The organism is Microterricola viridarii (assembly GCF_900104895.1).
In the GTDB taxonomy this organism is placed as follows: Bacteria; Actinomycetota; Actinomycetes; order Actinomycetales; family Microbacteriaceae; genus Microterricola; species Microterricola viridarii.
Window position 1 is genome coordinate 3,419,542 of sequence record NZ_LT629742.1, and the last position, 17,479, is coordinate 3,437,020.

The window sequence follows — 17,479 nt, forward strand, 5'->3', positions numbered from 1 at the left end:
GCGAACCCGGGCAGAAAAAGGGGAAGCCCCGGAGGTCACACGCTCAGCGTCCATTCCAAGCGTGCCCTCCGGGGCCCAAAGCCACTGGGGAGTGGCCGTTATGGGGCGGGCCGAGAATCTCGGCCCGCCCAGTCCTTCAGGTCTATGGCATACGGAGCCCTAGTCCTTCAGGTGGTATCGGAGGCTGGCGAGCTCCGCCTGGAGGGCGGCGGGCACCTTGCCGTTGAACTGCTCGAAGTACTCCTCGGTGAGGTCGCACTCGGCGCGCCACGACTTCTTGTCGACGGCGAAGAGCTGGCGCACGGCATCCGCGTCCAGGTCGAGCCCGTCCAGGTTCAGCTCGCCCTCGGCGGGGATGACACCGACCGCGGTGTTCTCGCCGGCGTGCGTGCCCTCGATGCGGCCGACGATCCACTCCAGGACTCGGGCGTTCTCGCCGAAGCCCGGCCAGAGGAAGCTGCCGTCGTCGCCCTTGCGGAACCAGTTGACCTGGAAGATCTCCGGCGCCTGCGTGCCGAGGGTGCGCCCCATCTTCACCCAGTGCGCCCAGTAGTCGGCCATGTTGTAGCCGCAGAACGGAAGCATCGCGAACGGGTCGCGGCGCAGCTCGCCGACGGTGCCCTCAGCCGCGGCCGTCTTCTCAGAGGAGATGGTCGCGCCCATGAACACGCCGTGCTTCCAGCTGCGCGCCTGCGCCACGAGCGGCACGTTGGTCGCGCGGCGTCCGCCGAAGAGGATCGCGTCGATGGGCACGCCGTCGACGTCCTCCCAGTCCTCGGCGATCGTCGGGCACTGCGCGGCCGAGACGGTGAAGCGGGAGTTCGGGTGCGCCGCCGGGCGGCCGGAGTCCGGCGTCCAGGGGTTGCCCTCCCAGTCGGTGAGGTGAGCCGGCGGGGTGTCCGTCAGCCCCTCCCACCACACGTCGCCGTCCTCGCGCAGCGCCACGTTCGTGAAGATCGTGTTGCCCCACAGGGTGTCAACGGCGGTCTGGTTGGTGCTGGTGCCGGTGCCGGGCGCGACGCCGAAGAAGCCCGCCTCCGGGTTGATCGCCCAGAGCCGGCCGTCGGTGCCCGGACGCAGCCAGGCGATGTCGTCGCCGATGGTCTCGACCTTCCAGCCGGGGATCGTCGGGCGCAGCATGGCGAGGTTCGTCTTGCCGCAGGCCGAGGGGAACGCGGCGGCCACGTGGTAGGACTTGCCCTCCGGCGAGGTGATCTTGATCAGCAGCATGTGCTCGGCCAACCAGCCCTCGTCGCGGGCCATCACCGAGGCGATGCGCAGCGCGAAGCACTTCTTGGCCAGCAGCGCGTTGCCGCCGTAGCCGGAGCCGAACGACCACACCTCTCGGGTGTCGGGGAACTGCACGATGTACTTGGTGTCATTGCACGGCCAGGCCAGGTCCTCGCGGGGCTGGCCGTCCTCGTCGACGAGGGAGTAGCCGACGGAGTGCACCGTGCGCACCCAGGCCTCGCCGCCCTCGATCATCCGGTACACCCGGTCGCCCATGCGGGTCATGATGCCCATGTTCAGCACGACGTAGGGCGAGTCGGTGATCTCGACGCCGAGCTGCGAGATCGGGCCACCGAGCGGGCCCATCGAGAACGGCACGACGTACATGGTGCGGCCGCGCATGCTGCCGGTGAACACCTCGCGCAGCTCTGCGCGCATCTGCTTGGGGTCGCGCCAGTTGTTGGTGGGTCCCGCGTCTTCTTCGTAGGTGGAGCAGATGAAGGTGCGGTCCTCGACCCGGGCGACGTCCTTCGGGTCGGTGCGGGCGAGGTAGCTGTTCGGGCGCCACTCCGGGTTCAACCGGATCAGCTTGCCCTCGGCGACGAGGAGCTTGGTGAGGTGGTCGGCCTCCGCGATCGACCCGTCGCACCAGACGATTTCCGCCGGCTGGGTGATCGCGGCAATCTCCTTGACCCAGGCCTGCAGGGCCGGGTCAGTCGTTCCTCGGTTGGCCGGGCGCGCCGAAGAGCCGGTTCCCACTGAGATCTCTGAGATTGTCATTGCGCTGCCTTCTCTGCTCGTCGTGCTCTGCTCGTCGTTGTGCAGCTCATCCCCGTCGTGCGGTGACTCGCCAGGCGATGTGTGACGCGGTTCCGGATGCCGGCCGGCAGCCGATTCCGGGTAATCTCGCCCTGTCATTCAAGAATGCGCCCCTTTTTGAGAGCCGGGGCGCCCAGAATGGGATTAAGAAATGCACTTCTTTACGTATTCTTAAGTCATGAAGGAAAGAAACTCCGACCTGGAGACGCTCGGCCACCGCATCCGGCACTTCCGCGGCCAGCGCGGCCTCACCCTGGACCAGCTGGGCGAGCGACTCAACCTGGCCGGCAGCCAGCTCTCGCTGATCGAGAACGGCAAGCGCGAGGCCCGGGTCGGCACACTGCAGGCGATCGCGTCCGCCCTCGACATCGACCTGGCCACGTTGCTCTCCGGGGAGGCCCCGAACGCGCGCGCCGCGCTGGAGATCGAGCTCGCCCGCGCCCAGAAGAGCCCGCTGTACGCGGCGCTCGGCCTGCCGCAGGTGAAGCCGACCCGGGGCATGAGCGCCGAGTCGCTCGAGGCCATGGTCGGCCTGCACCGGGAGCTGGCGCGCCGGGCATCCGAGGCCATCGCCACCCCGGAGGAGGCGCGCCGCGCCAACACCGAGCTGCGCGAGCGCATGCGTGCGCGCAACAACTACATGCCAGAGATCGAGGCCCTCGCCGAGGAGCGGGTGCGCGCCTCCGGCCACGTGTCCGGCGCCCTCACCCACCGCGAGGTGAGCGTGATGGCCGAGCAGCTCGGCTTCAGCCTGCTCTACGTGAACGACCTGCCGAGCTCCACCCGCTCGGTGACCGACCTCGCCAACGGCCGCATCTACCTGCCGCCGGCGTCGATCCCCGGCGGGCACGGGCTCCGCTCGATGGCGCTGCAGGCGATGGCGCACCGCCTGCTCGGGCACGAGCGGCCGGCCAGCTACGCCGAGTTCCTCTGGCAGCGGCTCGAGATCAACTACTACGCGGCCTGCTGCCTGATGCCGCGCGAGGCATCCGTCGCCTTCCTGCAGACCGCCAAGAAGGAGCGCCGCCTGGCCATCGAGGACTTCCGCGATGCCTTCGGCGTCACCCACGAGGCCGCGGCGCTGCGCTTCACCAACCTCGCCACCGAGCACCTGGACATGCGACTGCACTTCCTGCGCGTGAACGGCGACGGCGCCCTGCAGAAGGGCTACGAGAACGACGACCTGCCGCTGCCGACCGACGTCACGGGCTCGATCGAAGGCCAGTTCGTCTGCAAGCAGTGGAGCGCGCGCAGCGCCTTCACGCACACCAACCGCACCACCGAGTTCTACCAGTACACCGACACCCCGGCCGGCACGTTCTGGTGCGCCACCCAGACCGGCAACGCCCAGTCCCCCTCCGGCCGCGCCGGCGAGTTCTCGATCAGCGTCGGCGTGCCGTTCGCGCAGGCGAAGTGGTTCCGCGGCCGCGAGACGACGAACCGGGCCGAGTCGCGCTGCCCCGACGAGTCCTGCTGCCGCCGGGCACCGAGCGGCCTCGCCTCGCGCTGGAGCGGGCAGGCCTGGCCGAGCGCACGGCTGCACGCCCATGTGCTCTCGCCGCTGCCGTCTGGCACCTTCCCCGGCGTCGACGACGCCGAGGTATACGAGTTCCTCGAGAGCCACCAACGCGAGGCTTAGCCTCGCGAAAGGCGGCAGCCCCACCAAGGAAATCTAGAAACCGCCACCGATCGGCGCGCCACGAACTCACTCTTGCCATACTGTGCGACGCACACTATCGTGTGAGGCATGGATATGGATGACGCCAAGGCTCAACATGTGCAGGAGCTGCGCCGCGGCACCGTGGTGCTGGCCTGCCTCGTGCGCCTGGCGACGCCCGACTACGGCTACGCGCTGCTCGAGACGTTGAATGCGCGCGGTTTCGCCGTTGACGCCGGCACGCTGTACCCGCTGCTGCGCCGCCTCGAGAAGCAGGGGCTGCTCAGCAGCGCCTGGAACACCGAGGAGGCCCGGCCCCGCAAGTTCTACACGACCAGCGCGCTCGGCCACCAGCTAGCCGCACAGCTCACCGCAGAATGGGGCGCCATTGACCGCTCCCTGCGCGCCCTGAAAGAAGGAGAGTGATCATGAGCACGCCCTCGACCGGAACACTGAGCGAGCGATACATCTGGGCGGCCAGCCGCGGCATCCCCGAGAAGCAGCGCGCAGAGCTCGAACCCGAGTTCCGCGAGCTCATCGCCGACAGCATCGAAGCGCAGCGGGCGAACGGCCTGAGCGAGCGCGACGCCGAGCACGCTGCCCTCGTCGAGCTCGGCGACCCGGCACGCCTCGCCGCGCGCTACACCGATCGGCCGCTGCACCTCATCGGGCCGCGTTACTACCTTGACTGGTTACGCCTGCTGAAACTCCTGCTCGCCATCGTCGTGCCGATCGCGGCCGCGGCGGCGGGGGTCGCCCGGCTGATCGCCGGCGGTGATGTCGGCGACGTGGTCGCGGCGGTGGCGACGACGGCCATCGGTGTCGGCGTGCACCTCTGTTTCTGGGTGACGCTCGTCTTCGTCCTGATCGAGCGGCAGGGCGCCAACCGTTCCCGGCCGCTGCTCGAGTGGACGCCCGACATGCTGCCCCAGCTGCCGAGCGGCAACCGACGCTCGCTCGGCGAGCTGGTGCCCACCCTCGTGTTCCTCGCCGTGTTCGCCGCCTGGATCGTCTGGCAGCAGTTCAACTCCTTCTTCACGGATGCCGCGGGTGACCCGATCCCGCTGCTCTCCCCCGCGCTGTGGTCGAGCTGGCTGCCGTACTTCCTCGCCCTGATCGTCCTGGAGATGGGCTTCGCACTCTGGCTCTACCTGCGCGGCCGGTGGACGCTGACGCTGGCCCTGGTCAACCTGCTCCTCAACCTCGCCTTCACCGTGCCGGCGCTGTGGTTGCTGTTGACCGGGCAGCTCGTCAACCCGGCCTTCGAGGCGGCCGTGCCGGTGGACGGCTCCAACGTCGCCGCGGTGTCCGGCGCCGTCTACCCGATCATCGCGATCGCCCTCGTCGGCTTCGCGCTCTGGGATGCCGTCGACGGTTTCATCCGGGCGTGGCGGGCGCGGGAATAGCCGCGGGCCGCCCGCGTTGCACCGGACATGCCATTACAGGGAGAGTACGCGCCGAGCACCTCAGAGTGGGCGCGCAAGCAGGCCGAAGAGTACGAGCGCACGGGCGGCAGCGACGCCAACCTGCTGCGCAACAAGCCGATCATCGTGCTGACCACCAAGGGTGCGAAGACCGGGGCGCTGCGCAAGACCGCTCTGATGCGGGTGGAGCACGACGGCCGCTACGCCGTCGTCGCCTCCAAGGGCGGTGCGCCGGATCACCCTGCCTGGTACTTCAACATGGTGGCCGAGCCCCACGTCGAGCTGCAGGACGGCGATGTGAGGCGCGACTACCTCGCCCGCGAGCTGGCTGGCGCCGAGCGCGAGGAGTGGTGGGCGCGCGCCGTCGAGGCCTGGCCCGACTACGCGAACTACCAGCTGAAGACCGAGCGGGTCATCCCGGTGTTCCTGTTGGAGCCGGTCGCGCACTAGCGCAACACCGTGCGCTGGGCCCCGCCCCGCGCGGCGCCTAGCGCGGCTGCATCCTGATCGCCCCGTCCAGCCGGATCGTCTCGCCGTTGAGCATCGGGTTCTCGACGATGTGACAGACCAGGGCGGCGTACTCGGCCGGGTCGCCGAGGCGCGAGGGGTGCGGCACCTGAGCGCCCAGCGAGGCGCGCACCTCCTCCGGCAGCTGGCGCAGCATCGGGGTGTCGAAGGTGCCGGGCGCGATTGTCATCACCCGGATCAGGGACTGCGCGAACTCGCGGGCCAGCGGCAGCGTCATCGCGGCGACCGCCCCCTTGGAGGCAGAGTAGGCGGCCTGCCCGATCTGGCCGTCGAATGCCGCGACGGAGGCCGTGTTCACGATCACGCCGCGTTCCGGCGTCGGCCCGGTCGGCTCGGTCGCCTGGATGGCGGCCGCGGCGAGGCGCACGACGTTGAAGGTGCCGATCAGGTTGACCCGGATGACGCGCTCGAACTCGTCCAGCGGCAGCGGGCCGTCGCGGCCCACCGTGCGCGCGCCCGCAGCGATGCCCGCGCAGTTCACCACGATGCGGAGCGGGCCCTGGCCCGTTGCCGCGTCGACGGCGGCCTGCACGTCGGCCGCGCTCGTCACGTCGCCGGCGACGAATCGCGCCCGCCCGCCGAGCGCCCGGACGATCTCCTCCCCCGGCGCACCGGGCAGGTCGAACAGCACGACGCTCGCGCCGGCGTCATGGAGCGCGGTGACCGTGGCCAGCCCGAGGCCGGAGGCGCCGCCGGTGACGAGCGCCGTGGATCCGTGAATCAGCATTGCTACAGCCTTTCGATGATGGTTGCGTTGGCCATTCCGCCGCCCTCGCACATGACTTGCAGGCCGAAGCGGTCGCCGGCCGCCTCGAGGCGGTTGACCAGGGTGGTGAGCAGCCGCGTCCCGCTGGAGCCGAGGGCGTGCCCGAGCGCGATGGCGCCGCCGTTCGCGTTCAGCCTGGACTCGTCGGCGCCGGATTCGGCCAGCCAGAGCAGCGGAACCGGGGCGAAGGCCTCGTTCACCTCGTAGGCGTCGATCTCGCCAATGGAGAGCCCGGAGCGCCGGAGGACCTTGTGCGTCGCCTCGACGACGCCGGTGAGCATGAGCAGCGGGTCGCTGCCGGTGACGGCGAAGCTGTGGAACCGCGCTCGCGGCGTGAGCCCCAGTTGAGCCGCCCGCCCGGCGCTCATGATGAGCGCGGCGGATGCGCCGTCCGTCAGCGGTGAGGAGTTGCCCGGCGTGATCTGCCAGGCGATCTCGGGAAACCGCTCCGCCAGCGCCGCACTGTAAAAGGAGGGCGGGAGGCCGCTCAGGCCGGCCTCGGTGGTGCCGGGCCGAATCGTCTCGTCGCGGAGCGAGCCGACGCCGGGCACCGCGACGATCTCCCGGTCGAGGGCACCGGATGCCGCGGCGAGCGCGGCCTTGCCATGCGAGCCGGCGGAGTAGCGGTCGAGCATCTCGCGGTTCATGCCCCAGCGGGCGGCGATGAGCTCGGCGGCGACGCCCTGGTTGACGAGGCCGTCGGGGTAGCGCGCCCGCAGCCGGGGGCCGAGCACGTCGGCGCCGGCGGTGGAGCTGCCGAGCGGGACGCGGCTCATCGATTCGACGCCGCAGGCGATGACGATGTCCGCGGCGCCGGCGAGAACCGCCTGGGCGGCGAAGCTCGCGGCCTGTTGGCTGGACCCGCACTGCCGGTCGATCGTGGCGGCCGGCACCGAGACAGGGAAGCCGGCGGCCAACACCGCCTGCCTCGTCACGTTGCTGCTCTGCTCGCCGACCTGGCCGACGCAGCCTCCCAGCACATCGTCGATCTCGACCGGGTCGAGCCCGTTGCGCTGCACGAGCGCCTGGAGCACGCCGGCGAGCAGGTCGACGGGGTGCACGGCAGAGAGCAGGCCGCCGGCCTTGCCGCGCCCGCTCGGGGTGCGCACGACATCGACGATAACGGCGTCTCTGCTGTTCATGCGCTCAGCCTACGCCGCGCGCTGCGCCAGAAGGCGGAGGGCGGGTGCCGGATCCCGCCTAGCCGAGCGCCCACATGGCGACCGCGCTGGCGGCGGCCACGTTCAACGAGTCGATGCCGTGTTTCATGGGAATCTGCACCACGGTGTCGGATGCCGCGAGCGCCGCCTCGGTCAGCCCGCTCCCCTCCGCTCCCAGCACGAGGGCCAGGCGCTCGTGCTGGGAGCCGTCGAAGTCGCGCAGGCTGACGGCGTCCGGGGTCAGCGCGAGCGCGGCCACGTGGAAGCCGTGCGCGTCCAGCAGGGCCCGGGTGCTCGGCCAGTCCCCCGCGCGTGTCCACGGCACCTGCAGCACGGTTCCCATCGACACCCGGATGGCGCGGCGGTAGAACGGGTCGGTGCAGCTCGGCGTGACCAGCACGGCGTCGGCGCCGATCGCGCCGGCCGAGCGGAAGATGGCGCCCAAGTTGGTCGGGTCGGCCACATTCTCGACGATGACGATGCGGCGGGCGCCCGCGAGCAGCGCGCCGGGGTCTGGCAGGGCGGGCCGGTTCATCGCGGCGATGACACCGCGGTGCAGCACGTAGCCGGTCAGCTCGGCCAGGAGCTCGCCGTCGCCGGAGAAGATGGGCACGTCGTCGCCGACGAGGGCCGCGGCCTCCTCCGCCGTTCCGCCGAGGGCCAGCACCGATCTCGGGGTGTGTCCGGAGCGCAGCGCGCGCTCCAGCACCAGGGCGGACTCGGCGATGTAGATGCCGTGCTCGGCCGACCGCGCCTTCTTCAGCGCGACGTCCGTCTGATGCGAGTAGTCGCGCAGCAGGGGGTGGCTGAGTTCGGTGATCAGGGTTACGGGCACCCGTCTACCCTACGGCGATGCGTGCGGGCGGCGGGGGCACGCAGCGCGCTACGCAGCGCGGCCGGCCGCCCCGCGGGCTGCCGGCCGCTCTGCGCGAGAGGCTCAGGAGTGCGGGATGAGCGTGTACTTCGTCGAGAGGTACTCCTGGATCCCCTCGAGGCCTCCCTCGCGGCCGAGGCCGGACTGCTTCACCCCGCCGAAGGGGGCGGCGGCATTCGAGACGACGCCGACGTTCAGCCCCATCATGCCCGTCTCCAGACGGTCGATCATGCGCTGGCCGCGGGCCAGGTCCTGGGTGAAGACGTAGCTGACCAGCCCGTACTCGGTGTCGTTGGCGAGCCGCACGGCGTCGTCCTCGTCGGTGAACGGCGTGATCGCCAGCACCGGCCCGAAGATCTCCTCGCGCAGGATGTCGCTGCCGGGGCGCACCCCGCTGATGACGGTCGGGCGGTAGAAGGATCCGTCGCCGGCGATGGCCTCGCCGCCGGTCAGCAGCGTCGCCCCGCGGCCGAGCGCATCCTGCACCAGCTCGTCGGCCTTGGCGACGGCCTTGTCGTTGATGAGTGGGCCGATCACGATGCCGTCCTCCGTGCCCCGGCCGATCGGGAAGGCGTTGACGCGCTCCGTCACCCGGCGGGCGAACTCGTCGGCGACGGACTCGTGCACGATGAAGCGGTTGGCCGCCGTGCAGGCCTGCCCGATGTTGCGGAACTTGGCGATGATCGCGCCCTCGACGGCCTTGTCCAGGTCTGCATCCTCGAACACCACGAACGGGGCGTTGCCGCCGAGCTCCATCGAGGTGCGCAGCACGCCCTCGGCGGACTGGCGGATGAGGGCCTGGCCGACGCCGGTCGAGCCGGTGAAGCTGAGCTTGCGCAGCCGCGGGTCGGCGATGATCGGGTCGGAGACGGCGCCGGAGGTGGAGGTGGTGATGACGTTGACGACGCCGGCCGGGAGCCCGGCCTCCTCGAGCAGCTGCGCGAAGAGCAGGGTCGTCAGCGGGGTGAGGGCGGCGGGCTTGATCACGACGGTGCAGCCGGCGGCCAGCGCCGGGGCGATCTTGCGGGTGGCCATGGCCAGCGGGAAGTTCCACGGGGTGATCAGGAAGCAGGGTCCGACCGGGCGTTGGGAGACGACCATCGTGCCGGTCCCCTCCGGGTTGGAGCCGTAGCGGCCGCTGATGCGCACCGCCTCCTCGCTGAACCAGCGCAGGAACTCGCCGCCGTAGTTGACCTCGCCGAGGGCCTCCGCCAGCGGCTTGCCCATCTCGAGCGTCATCAGCAGCGCGAATTCGTTCTTGCGCTCCTGCAGCAGGTCGAAGGCGCGGCGCAGGATCTCGCCGCGCGCACGCGGGGCGGTCGCCGCCCAACTGTCGGCCGCGGCGACGGCGGCATCCATCGCGGCGGCGCCGTCTGCGACCGAGGCGTCGGCGATGGTCTTGATCACGGCCCCGGTCGCGGGGTCCTGCACGTGGATCGCACGCCCGGAGGTGGAGTCGACCCACTTGCCCCCGATGAACAGCTGGTTCGGGGTGCGCCCCAGCAGTGCGCTCTCGCGGGCTGCAGGCTCGACTACGGTCTTCTCACTCATTCGGTGGCTCCTTCGCCGTTGGTGTCTCTTTGAGGATAATTTCGGATACCGGGATTGGCGACCCTCAGGCCAGCATCCCGAGCCCCATCAGCAGCATGCCGAGGCTCATCGCCGGGTGGTGCAGGGTGGCGATGCGGATGCCGCGCGCAGCCGCGGCCTGCCGCCGGCAGAGGTGCAGCGCCAGCGCGGTGTGCGCGGCGGCCACGATCACGGTGCCGACCGCGAGCACGGCGGCGAACGGGGCGGCTTCGGCGCCCAGGTGCAGGTGCGCCGCCAGCTGGCTGCCCGCAGCGGGCGGCCGCTGCGCGGCCGCGGCCATCGCGAGCCACATCGCCGCCATGATCAGCCCGCTGCCGGCGGTCATCGCCGAGTCCAGCCGGTGCCGCCGGTCCAGCAGCCCGAGGAGAGCGGCCGCGAGCAGCAGCGCTGCCCAGCCGAGGGGCGATCCCGTCGCGCCGGGTCCGATGCCCGGCAGCAGCGTCGGCAGCACCATCGCGACGGTGGAGGCGGCCATCAGCCCGCCGGGGAGCGGGCTCGCCCCGAGGCGCGGGCGCCGCATCCGTGCCGCCCCGGCAGTGCCGAGGCCCACCACGGTGAACAGCACGGCGCCGCCGAGGCAGATCACAGCGAGCATGGTCCCCCCACTTCGGATCGCGCCGACCGCCTGGGGCGCGAATGGCCAGCGCTCCGGAGAGCACTGGCCATTCGCACGCGGTCAACAGACGCTTTTCGACTGACGACTACTTGATGCCGTAGATCTGGCCGACCGACTGTTCTGCCTCGTGGTCCGGTCCGAGCGGGATGCCGGTGCGGTCGCGCAGCAGCAGCGTCGCGATGAAGGCGAGCACGATCATGCCGGCGATGTAGAACGACACCGACGTGGACGATCCCGTGGTCTGCACCAGCCAGGTGCTGATCAGCGGCGCGAATGCCCCGCCCATGATCGCGCCGAGTGCGTAGGTGATTGACACGCCGGAGTAGCGGATGGACGCGGGGAACAGCTCGGTGAAGTACGCGGCCTGCTGGCCATAGGTCAGGCCGTTTCCGATCGTGAACAGCGCAAGGCCGAGGAAGAGCAGCCAGACGTTGCCGGTGTTCACGAGGGGGAAGAGCAGGAACACCGTGGAGAGGAACGCGATCCAGCCGATGATGTAGGTCTTGCGCCGTCCGATCTTGTCGGAGAGGTTGCCGGCGAACCAGGTTGCGAGCAGCCAGACCACCGCCGACCCCGTCACGGCCAGCAGCACCGGGGTGCGCTCCATGCCGACCAGGCCGCCGTCTTCGACGGGCAGCGTCGCGTAACCCTGCAGGTATCCGCCCGTGGTCATGTACCCGGCTGCATTGTTGCCGGCGAAGGTGAGGGCGGCGAGGATGACGAGCAACCAGTGCTTGCGGAACAGCGCGAGGATCGGGGTCTTCGTCTGCTCCTTGCGCGCGGCGATCTCGGTGAAGACGGGGCTCTCCTCGACAGCGCGGCGCACCACGATGCCGACGACGATCAGCACGAAGCTGAGCAGGAACGGAATACGCCACCCCCACTCGAGGAACGCGTCGCCCGGGGAGATCACGCCGGTCATCAGGGCCAGCATGCCCGAAGCCAGCAGCAGGCCGAGCGGTACGCCGATCTGCGGGAAGGCGCCCATCCGGCCGCGCTGGCCGTCGGGTGCGTGCTCGACGGCCATCAGCACGGCGCCGCCCCACTCACCGCCGGTAGAGAGGCCCTGCAGGATGCGCAGCAGGATGAGGGCGACGGGGGCTGCGACGCCGATCTGCTCGTAGGTCGGCAGCAAGCCGATCAGCACGGTGGCAGATCCCATCAGGATCAAGGTGATCGAGAGCATGGCCTTGCGGCCGATCTTGTCGCCGAAGTGGCCGGCCAGGAACGCTCCCAACGGGCGGAACAGGAAGCTGACACCCACCGAGGCGAAGGAGAGCAGGATGGCAATCTGCGGACCGGCCGGCTGGAAGAACAGCTGGGCGAAGATCAGCCCGGCGGCGCTCGCGTAGAGGAAGAAGTCGTACCACTCGATCGTGGTGCCAATGACGGTGGCGAATGCCACCCGCCGCAGCTCCCGCTGCCTCGTGGCCGGTCGCTCGGACAATACAGCTGACACGTGAAGACTCCCTCGTCTGAATGTTGTGGGTGTGAAGTGATGCCGTGGGCCGGGCCGGCGCTGCTGTGCGCCTGGCGATGCCCGTGACGGGTCCTTCAATGAATCAGAGGATATCATATACAATTTGAGATACGGCGCGTCTCGCCCCCTTCCCGCTCGGGGACCGGCTGATAGGCTCCGTGTCACGGACCCGTCCACAGTGCAGTAGCGAAGCCCGAGAACCCCCGAGGTGGTGCCCCCGTTGTCGAGTGAACTCCCCTCCGCGCCCGGCCTCCCAGCCAGCCGCCACAGCGAGGCCTCCTCGCGCGTGACGACCACCGTCGCCCGCGACTTCAGCGACTTCCGCACGGCGGTCTCCGAGTCCTTCGTGCCGCTGCACGTCACGAGCGCGCGGCCGGAGCCGTTCCGCGGCAGCATCCGCTCGACCGACGTCGACGACATCCACGTGAGCGAGGTGAGCGCCAGCCAGCACACGGTTGAGCGCACCCCCGAGCTCATCGCGCGCGGCGACCGGCACTACTTCAAGCTCAGCCTGCAGCTGGCCGGCAACGGGCTCCTGATCCAGGACAACCGCGAGGCGGTGCTGCAGCCCGGCGACGTCGCCGTGTACGACACCAACCGGCCGTACTCGCTCGTCTTCGACGACGACTTCCGCACCATGGTCGTCATGTTCCCGAAGCACCTCATCGACCTGCCCGTCGATGTGGTCGGGCAGCTCACCGCGGTGCGGATGCCCGGCTCCGAGGGTGTCGGCCGCATGATCGTGCCGTTCCTCTCCCAGCTGGTCGGCAACCTCGACCAGCTCGGCGGGGCGACGGGCACCAGGCTCGTGCACAGTGCGCTCGACCTCGTCACCACGATGTTCTCCAGCCAGCTCGACCTCGAGCGCAGCGCCGTGCACCCGCACCAGGCGCTGATGCAGCGCGTGCGGGCCTACATCGACGCGAACCTCGCCTCGACCGACCTCGGCCCCGGGCAGATCGCCGCGGCCCACTACATCTCGACCAGGCACCTGCATGGGCTCTTCCAGGAGGAGGGCACCACGGTCTCCACCTGGATCCGCACCCGGCGTCTGGAGCGCTGCCGGCGGGAGCTCGTGGACCCGGTCCACACGCACCGCCCCGTTGCGGCCATCGCCGCCCGCTGGGGGTTCGTGGATGCCGCGCACTTCAGCCGCGTGTTCAAGGCCGCCTACGGCGTCGCGCCGAGCGAGCTGCGGGCCAGGGCGACGACGGCTTAGGGCGCCGCCGCGTTAAAGAGAGAAAGCCACCCACATCGCTTTCACGAAGGTGGATGGCTTTCTTTCACGTTAAGTCCGGCGGTGTCCTACTCTCCCACAGGGTCCCCCCTGCAGTACCATCGGCGCTGAGAGTCTTAGCTTCCGGGTTCGGAATGTGACCGGGCGTTTCCCTCTCGCTATGGCCACCGGAACAGCTCATAGTGTTGATAGGTCTAAGTATATGCCCTGTTCAGCGGCGCAATTGACACAGCCGAACAGTCGGCGCGTTAACGCAAGAAAGCCACCCCGTGGGGTGGCTTCCTTGGTGTTGCTAAGTTAAGTCCGGCGGTGTCCTACTCTCCCACAGGGTCCCCCCTGCAGTACCATCGGCGCTGAGAGTCTTAGCTTCCGGGTTCGGAATGTGACCGGGCGTTTCCCTCTCGCTATGGCCGCCGAAACAACTGGTGATGGGCACCCTTCCGGGGCCGTCAAGTCATTCCAACAATCAACACGTGTTCAATTGTTGTGCCGCGCGTCCTGGGACGCGGGGCGTTGTTCTCGACCGTACATCGAGAACCACATAGTGGACGCAAGCTTCTCACGGACTCTCACCGTGCCGCACACACCAGCCTTACAACGGTGTGTGTGTAGTGTTTTTCAAGATATCGGCTTATTAGTACTGGTCAGCTCCACGAGTCTTTAGTCCTCGCTTCCACATCCAGCCTATCAACCCAGTCGTCTACTGGGAGCCTCTCCCCTAAAAGGGATGGAAATCTCATCTCGAGGCCGGCTTCCCGCTTAGATGCTTTCAGCGGTTATCCATTCCGAACGTAGCTAATCAGCGGTGCTCCTGGCGGAACAACTGACACACCAGAGGTTCGTCCAACCCGGTCCTCTCGTACTAGGGTCAGATCCTCTCAAATTTCCTGCGCGCGCAGCGGATAGGGACCGAACTGTCTCACGACGTTCTAAACCCAGCTCGCGTACCGCTTTAATGGGCGAACAGCCCAACCCTTGGGACCTACTCCAGCCCCAGGATGCGACGAGCCGACATCGAGGTGCCAAACCATGCCGTCGATATGGACTCTTGGGCAAGATCAGCCTGTTATCCCCGAGGTACCTTTTATCCGTTGAGCGACAGCGCTTCCACAAGCCACTGCCGGATCACTAGTCCCGACTTTCGTCCCTGCTCGACTTGTCAGTCTCACAGTCAAGCTCCCTTGTGCACTTACACTCGACACCTGATTGCCAACCAGGTTGAGGGAACCTTTGGGCGCCTCCGTTACATTTTAGGAGGCAACCGCCCCAGTTAAACTACCCACCAGGCACTGTCCCTGAACCGGATCACGGTTCGAAGTTAGATGTCCAATATGACCAGAGTGGTATTTCAACAATGACTCCACCCGAACTAGCGTCCGAGCTTCACAGTCTCCCACCTATCCTACACAAGTCACACCGAACACCAATACCAAGCTGTAGTAAAGGTCACGGGGTCTTTCCGTCCTGCTGCGCGTAACGAGCATCTTTACTCGTAGTGCAATTTCGCCGAGTTCGCGGTTGAGACAGCTGGGAAGTCGTTACGCCATTCGTGCAGGTCGGAACTTACCCGACAAGGAATTTCGCTACCTTAGGATGGTTATAGTTACCACCGCCGTTTACTGGGGCTTAAATTCTCAGCTTCGCCTTGCGGCTAACCGTTCCTCTTAACCTTCCAGCACCGGGCAGGCGTCAGTCCGTATACATCGTCTTGCGACTTAGCACGGACCTGTGTTTTTAGTAAACAGTCGCTTCCCACTGGTCTCTGCGGCCGTCAAAAGCTCCAGGAGTAAATCCCTTCACCCATCAGGCCCCCCTTCTCCCGAAGTTACGGGGGCATTTTGCCGAGTTCCTTAACCACGATTCTCTCGATCTCCTTAGTATTCTCTACCTGACCACCTGAGTCGGTTTGGGGTACGGGCACATTGAACCTCGCGTCGATGCTTTTCTTGGCAGCATAGGATCACCGATTTCGACTTACGTCTACCCATCGAGTCTCAGCCTTATATGAGAGACGGATTTGCCTATCTCTCGGCCTACATTCTTAGACCGGGTCAACCATCGCCCGGCTCGGCTACCTTCCTGCGTCACACCTGTTAATACGCTAACCGCACCAGCATAGGGTCGTGTGCTAGGCCCACACGCATCACCCCGAAGGGATCCGTCACGGGGATTCAGACACTTAGCATCACTGGATTAGCTTGGGCGGTTCTTCTGCGGTACGGGAATATCTACCCGTTGTCCATCGACTACGCCTGTCGGCCTCGCCTTAGGTCCCGACTTACCCAGGGAAGATTAGCTTGACCCTGGAAACCTTGGTCTTCCGGAGGACGGGTTTCTCACCCGTCTTTCGCTACTCATGCCTGCATTCTCACTCGTGTGGCCTCCACGGCTGGTTTACACCGCCGCTTCACTGGCCACACGACGCTCTCCTACCCATCAATACGGCTGGACCACGAAGGCCTACCAAAAATATCAATGCCACAACTTCGGTGGCGTGCTTGAGCCCCGTTACATTGTCGGCGCGGAATCACTTGACCAGTGAGCTATTACGCACTCTTTCAAGGGTGGCTGCTTCTAAGCCAACCTCCTGGTTGTCTGTGCAACTCCACATCCTTTCCCACTTAGCACGCGCTTTGGGACCTTAGTTGGTGGTCTGGGTTGTTTCCCTCTCGACAATGAAGCTTATCCCCCACTGTCTCACTGCTGCGCTCTCACTTACCGGCATTCGGAGTTTGGCTAACGTCAGTAACCTTGTAGGGCCCATCGGCTATCCAGTAGCTCTACCTCCGGCAAGAAACACGCAACGCTGCACCTAAATGCATTTCGGAGAGAACCAGCTATCACGAAGTTTGATTGGCCTTTCACCCCTATCCACAGCTCATCCCCTCAGTTTTCAACCTAAGTGGGTTCGGTCCTCCACGCGCTCTTACACGCGCTTCAACCTGGCCATGGATAGATCACTTCGCTTCGGGTCTAGGACCAGCGACTCATTCGCCCTATTAAGACTCGCTTTCGCTACGCATTCCCCTCACGGGTTAAGCTCGCCACTGATCACTAACTCGCAGGCTCATTCTTCAAAAGGCACGCTGTCACCAGAATCAGACTGGCTCCAACGGTTTGTAAGCAAACGGTTTCAGGTACTATTTCACTCCCCTCCCGGGGTACTTTTCACCTTTCCCTCACGGTACTTGTTCACTATCGGTCATGTAGGAGTATTTAGGCTTATCAGGTGGTCCTGACAGATTCACACGGGATTTCTCGGGCCCCGTGCTACTTGGGATACTCTTCGCGCCATTGGAACATTTCGACTACCGGGCTGGCACCGTCTGTGGCCAGGCTTTCAAACCTGTTCGTCTATATTCCTTTGTAACGCTCACTGTTCGGCAGAAGCAGCAGAAAAGTCCCGCAACCCCGACCATGCAACGCCTGCCGGCTATCACACATGATCGGTTTAGCCTCTTCCGGGTTCGCTCGCCACTACTAACGGAATCACTGTTGTTTTCTCTTCCTGTGGGTACTGAGATGTTTCACTTCCCCACGTTCCCTCTACCCGCCCTATATATTCAGGCGGGAGTCACCGGGTCACCCAAAGGGCCCGGCGGGGTTTCCCCATTCGGAAATCCTCGGATCAGGGTTCGTTTATCAACTCCCCGAGGCTTATCGCAGATTACTACGTCCTTCTTCGGCTCTACATGCCAAGGCATTCACCGTTTGCTCTTAGAATCTTGAAATCACATGAGTTTGAATCGATCTTTCGTTCAGAAAAATTGACCAATGATTAGTCGAACAACAAGCAAAGCCTGTTGTCCTAAAAATCTTTGTGATTGACACCGAAGTGTCAATCTAAGATGCTCGCGTCCACTGTGTAGTTCTCAAAGTACGGGCGGTACTCCCCCAACACCCGCCGGCTTGCGCCTGTGCCGGTGTCGGCCGAAGTCCAGAAGGTCGTCCACGTCCAAACGTGACCCGGTCCTTCAGGACCCAACAGCGTGCTCCAACAACCCTCCACCCCCCGACTCGTTCCTTCCACCGAAGTGGCGTACTGGAACCAGGGAATCTGATGTTGTTGCAATGTCAATGTTCCACCCATGAGCGCCA

The 17,479-nt window shown here is 66.6% G+C and carries 12 protein-coding genes and 3 rRNA genes; 5 read left to right on the plus strand and 10 right to left on the minus strand.

Translation table 11 applies throughout. The features are described 5' to 3' along the window. Positions 1–159: 159 nt before the first annotated feature. Positions 160–2,010 carry a phosphoenolpyruvate carboxykinase (GTP) gene (locus tag BLT62_RS15740; RefSeq protein ID WP_083364912.1) on the minus strand — a complete coding sequence of 617 codons (1,851 nt, stop codon included), beginning with the start codon at positions 2,008–2,010 and terminating at the stop codon, positions 160–162. A gap of 217 nt (positions 2,011–2,227) precedes the next feature. Here BLT62_RS15740 and BLT62_RS15745 point away from each other — a divergent pair, with 217 nt between their 5' ends. The 4 genes from BLT62_RS15745 (at position 2,228) to BLT62_RS15760 (ending at position 5,580) form a co-directional block, all read left to right on the plus strand. Then, entirely contained in the window at positions 2,228–3,688 is a 1,461-nt protein-coding gene (locus BLT62_RS15745; RefSeq protein ID WP_083364913.1) for a helix-turn-helix domain-containing protein, read from the plus strand. 114 nt (positions 3,689–3,802) lie between these two features. Beyond that, a complete protein-coding gene (locus tag BLT62_RS15750) occupies positions 3,803–4,132 on the plus strand; it encodes a PadR family transcriptional regulator (protein WP_197675221.1) in 330 nt (109 codons plus the stop codon). A 2-nt stretch (positions 4,133–4,134) separates the two neighbouring features. Then, the gene (locus BLT62_RS15755; protein WP_156786397.1) at positions 4,135–5,112 is read left to right on the plus strand and encodes a permease prefix domain 1-containing protein; all 978 of its coding nucleotides are present in this window, start codon (positions 4,135–4,137) and stop codon (positions 5,110–5,112) included. A 27-nt stretch (positions 5,113–5,139) separates the two neighbouring features. After that, positions 5,140–5,580 carry a nitroreductase family deazaflavin-dependent oxidoreductase gene (locus tag BLT62_RS15760; RefSeq protein WP_083364916.1) on the plus strand — a complete coding sequence of 147 codons (441 nt, stop codon included), beginning with the start codon at positions 5,140–5,142 and terminating at the stop codon, positions 5,578–5,580. A gap of 37 nt (positions 5,581–5,617) precedes the next feature. Here the strand turns inward: BLT62_RS15760 and BLT62_RS15765 are convergent, their stop codons facing one another. From BLT62_RS15765 to BLT62_RS15790, 6 genes are all read right to left on the minus strand, one after another. Next, a complete protein-coding gene (locus BLT62_RS15765) occupies positions 5,618–6,385 on the minus strand; it encodes an SDR family NAD(P)-dependent oxidoreductase (protein WP_083364917.1) in 768 nt (255 codons plus the stop codon). 2 nt (positions 6,386–6,387) lie between these two features. Further along, positions 6,388–7,566 (minus strand): thiolase family protein, encoded by a 1,179-nt coding sequence (locus BLT62_RS15770; protein WP_083364918.1) that lies wholly within the window; start codon positions 7,564–7,566, stop codon positions 6,388–6,390. 58 nt (positions 7,567–7,624) lie between these two features. Further along, positions 7,625–8,419 carry a TrmH family RNA methyltransferase gene (locus tag BLT62_RS15775; RefSeq protein WP_083364919.1) on the minus strand — a complete coding sequence of 265 codons (795 nt, stop codon included), beginning with the start codon at positions 8,417–8,419 and terminating at the stop codon, positions 7,625–7,627. A 102-nt stretch (positions 8,420–8,521) separates the two neighbouring features. Further along, positions 8,522–10,009, minus strand: coding sequence for an NAD-dependent succinate-semialdehyde dehydrogenase (locus tag BLT62_RS15780; protein WP_083364920.1), 1,488 nt, complete (start codon positions 10,007–10,009; stop codon positions 8,522–8,524). Between the two features lie 64 nt (positions 10,010–10,073). Beyond that, positions 10,074–10,643: a hypothetical protein gene (locus tag BLT62_RS15785; RefSeq protein WP_083364921.1), complete on the minus strand. Its 570-nt coding sequence runs from the start codon at positions 10,641–10,643 to the stop codon at positions 10,074–10,076. Positions 10,644–10,749: 106 nt separating this feature from the next. Further along, positions 10,750–12,123, minus strand: a complete 1,374-nt coding sequence (locus tag BLT62_RS15790) for an MFS transporter (protein WP_231919255.1) — start codon at positions 12,121–12,123, stop codon at positions 10,750–10,752. A 307-nt stretch (positions 12,124–12,430) separates the two neighbouring features. On the opposite strand from BLT62_RS15790, the gene BLT62_RS15795 reads away from it, so the two are divergent. Then, complete coding sequence (locus BLT62_RS15795; protein WP_083364923.1) at positions 12,431–13,363, plus strand: AraC-like ligand-binding domain-containing protein; 933 nt, start codon at positions 12,431–12,433, stop codon at positions 13,361–13,363. A gap of 73 nt (positions 13,364–13,436) precedes the next feature. Here the strand turns inward: BLT62_RS15795 and rrf (BLT62_RS15800) are convergent. From rrf (BLT62_RS15800) to BLT62_RS15810, 3 genes are all read right to left on the minus strand, one after another. Further along, positions 13,437–13,553, minus strand: a 5S ribosomal RNA gene (rrf, locus tag BLT62_RS15800). A gap of 129 nt (positions 13,554–13,682) precedes the next feature. Next, positions 13,683–13,799: ribosomal RNA gene (rrf, locus tag BLT62_RS15805) — 5S ribosomal RNA — on the minus strand. A 196-nt stretch (positions 13,800–13,995) separates the two neighbouring features. Next, positions 13,996–17,112 (minus strand): 23S ribosomal RNA (locus BLT62_RS15810). Positions 17,113–17,479 lie beyond the last annotated feature (367 nt).

Bases quoted from the DNA above. Each gene is read 5' to 3' on its own strand.
- BLT62_RS15740 (WP_083364912.1), bottom strand. From the start codon at position 2,010: ATGACAATCTCAGAGATCTCAGTGGGAACCGGCTCTTCGGCGCGCCCG.
- BLT62_RS15745 (WP_083364913.1), top strand. From the start codon at position 2,228: ATGAAGGAAAGAAACTCCGACCTGGAGACGCTCGGCCACCGCATCCGG.
- BLT62_RS15750 (WP_197675221.1), top strand. From the start codon at position 3,803: ATGGATGACGCCAAGGCTCAACATGTGCAGGAGCTGCGCCGCGGCACC.
- BLT62_RS15755 (WP_156786397.1), top strand. From the start codon at position 4,135: ATGAGCACGCCCTCGACCGGAACACTGAGCGAGCGATACATCTGGGCG.
- BLT62_RS15760 (WP_083364916.1), top strand. From the start codon at position 5,140: ATGCCATTACAGGGAGAGTACGCGCCGAGCACCTCAGAGTGGGCGCGC.
- BLT62_RS15765 (WP_083364917.1), bottom strand. From the start codon at position 6,385: ATGCTGATTCACGGATCCACGGCGCTCGTCACCGGCGGCGCCTCCGGC.
- BLT62_RS15770 (WP_083364918.1), bottom strand. From the start codon at position 7,566: ATGAACAGCAGAGACGCCGTTATCGTCGATGTCGTGCGCACCCCGAGC.
- BLT62_RS15780 (WP_083364920.1), bottom strand. From the start codon at position 10,009: ATGAGTGAGAAGACCGTAGTCGAGCCTGCAGCCCGCGAGAGCGCACTG.
- BLT62_RS15785 (WP_083364921.1), bottom strand. From the start codon at position 10,643: ATGCTCGCTGTGATCTGCCTCGGCGGCGCCGTGCTGTTCACCGTGGTG.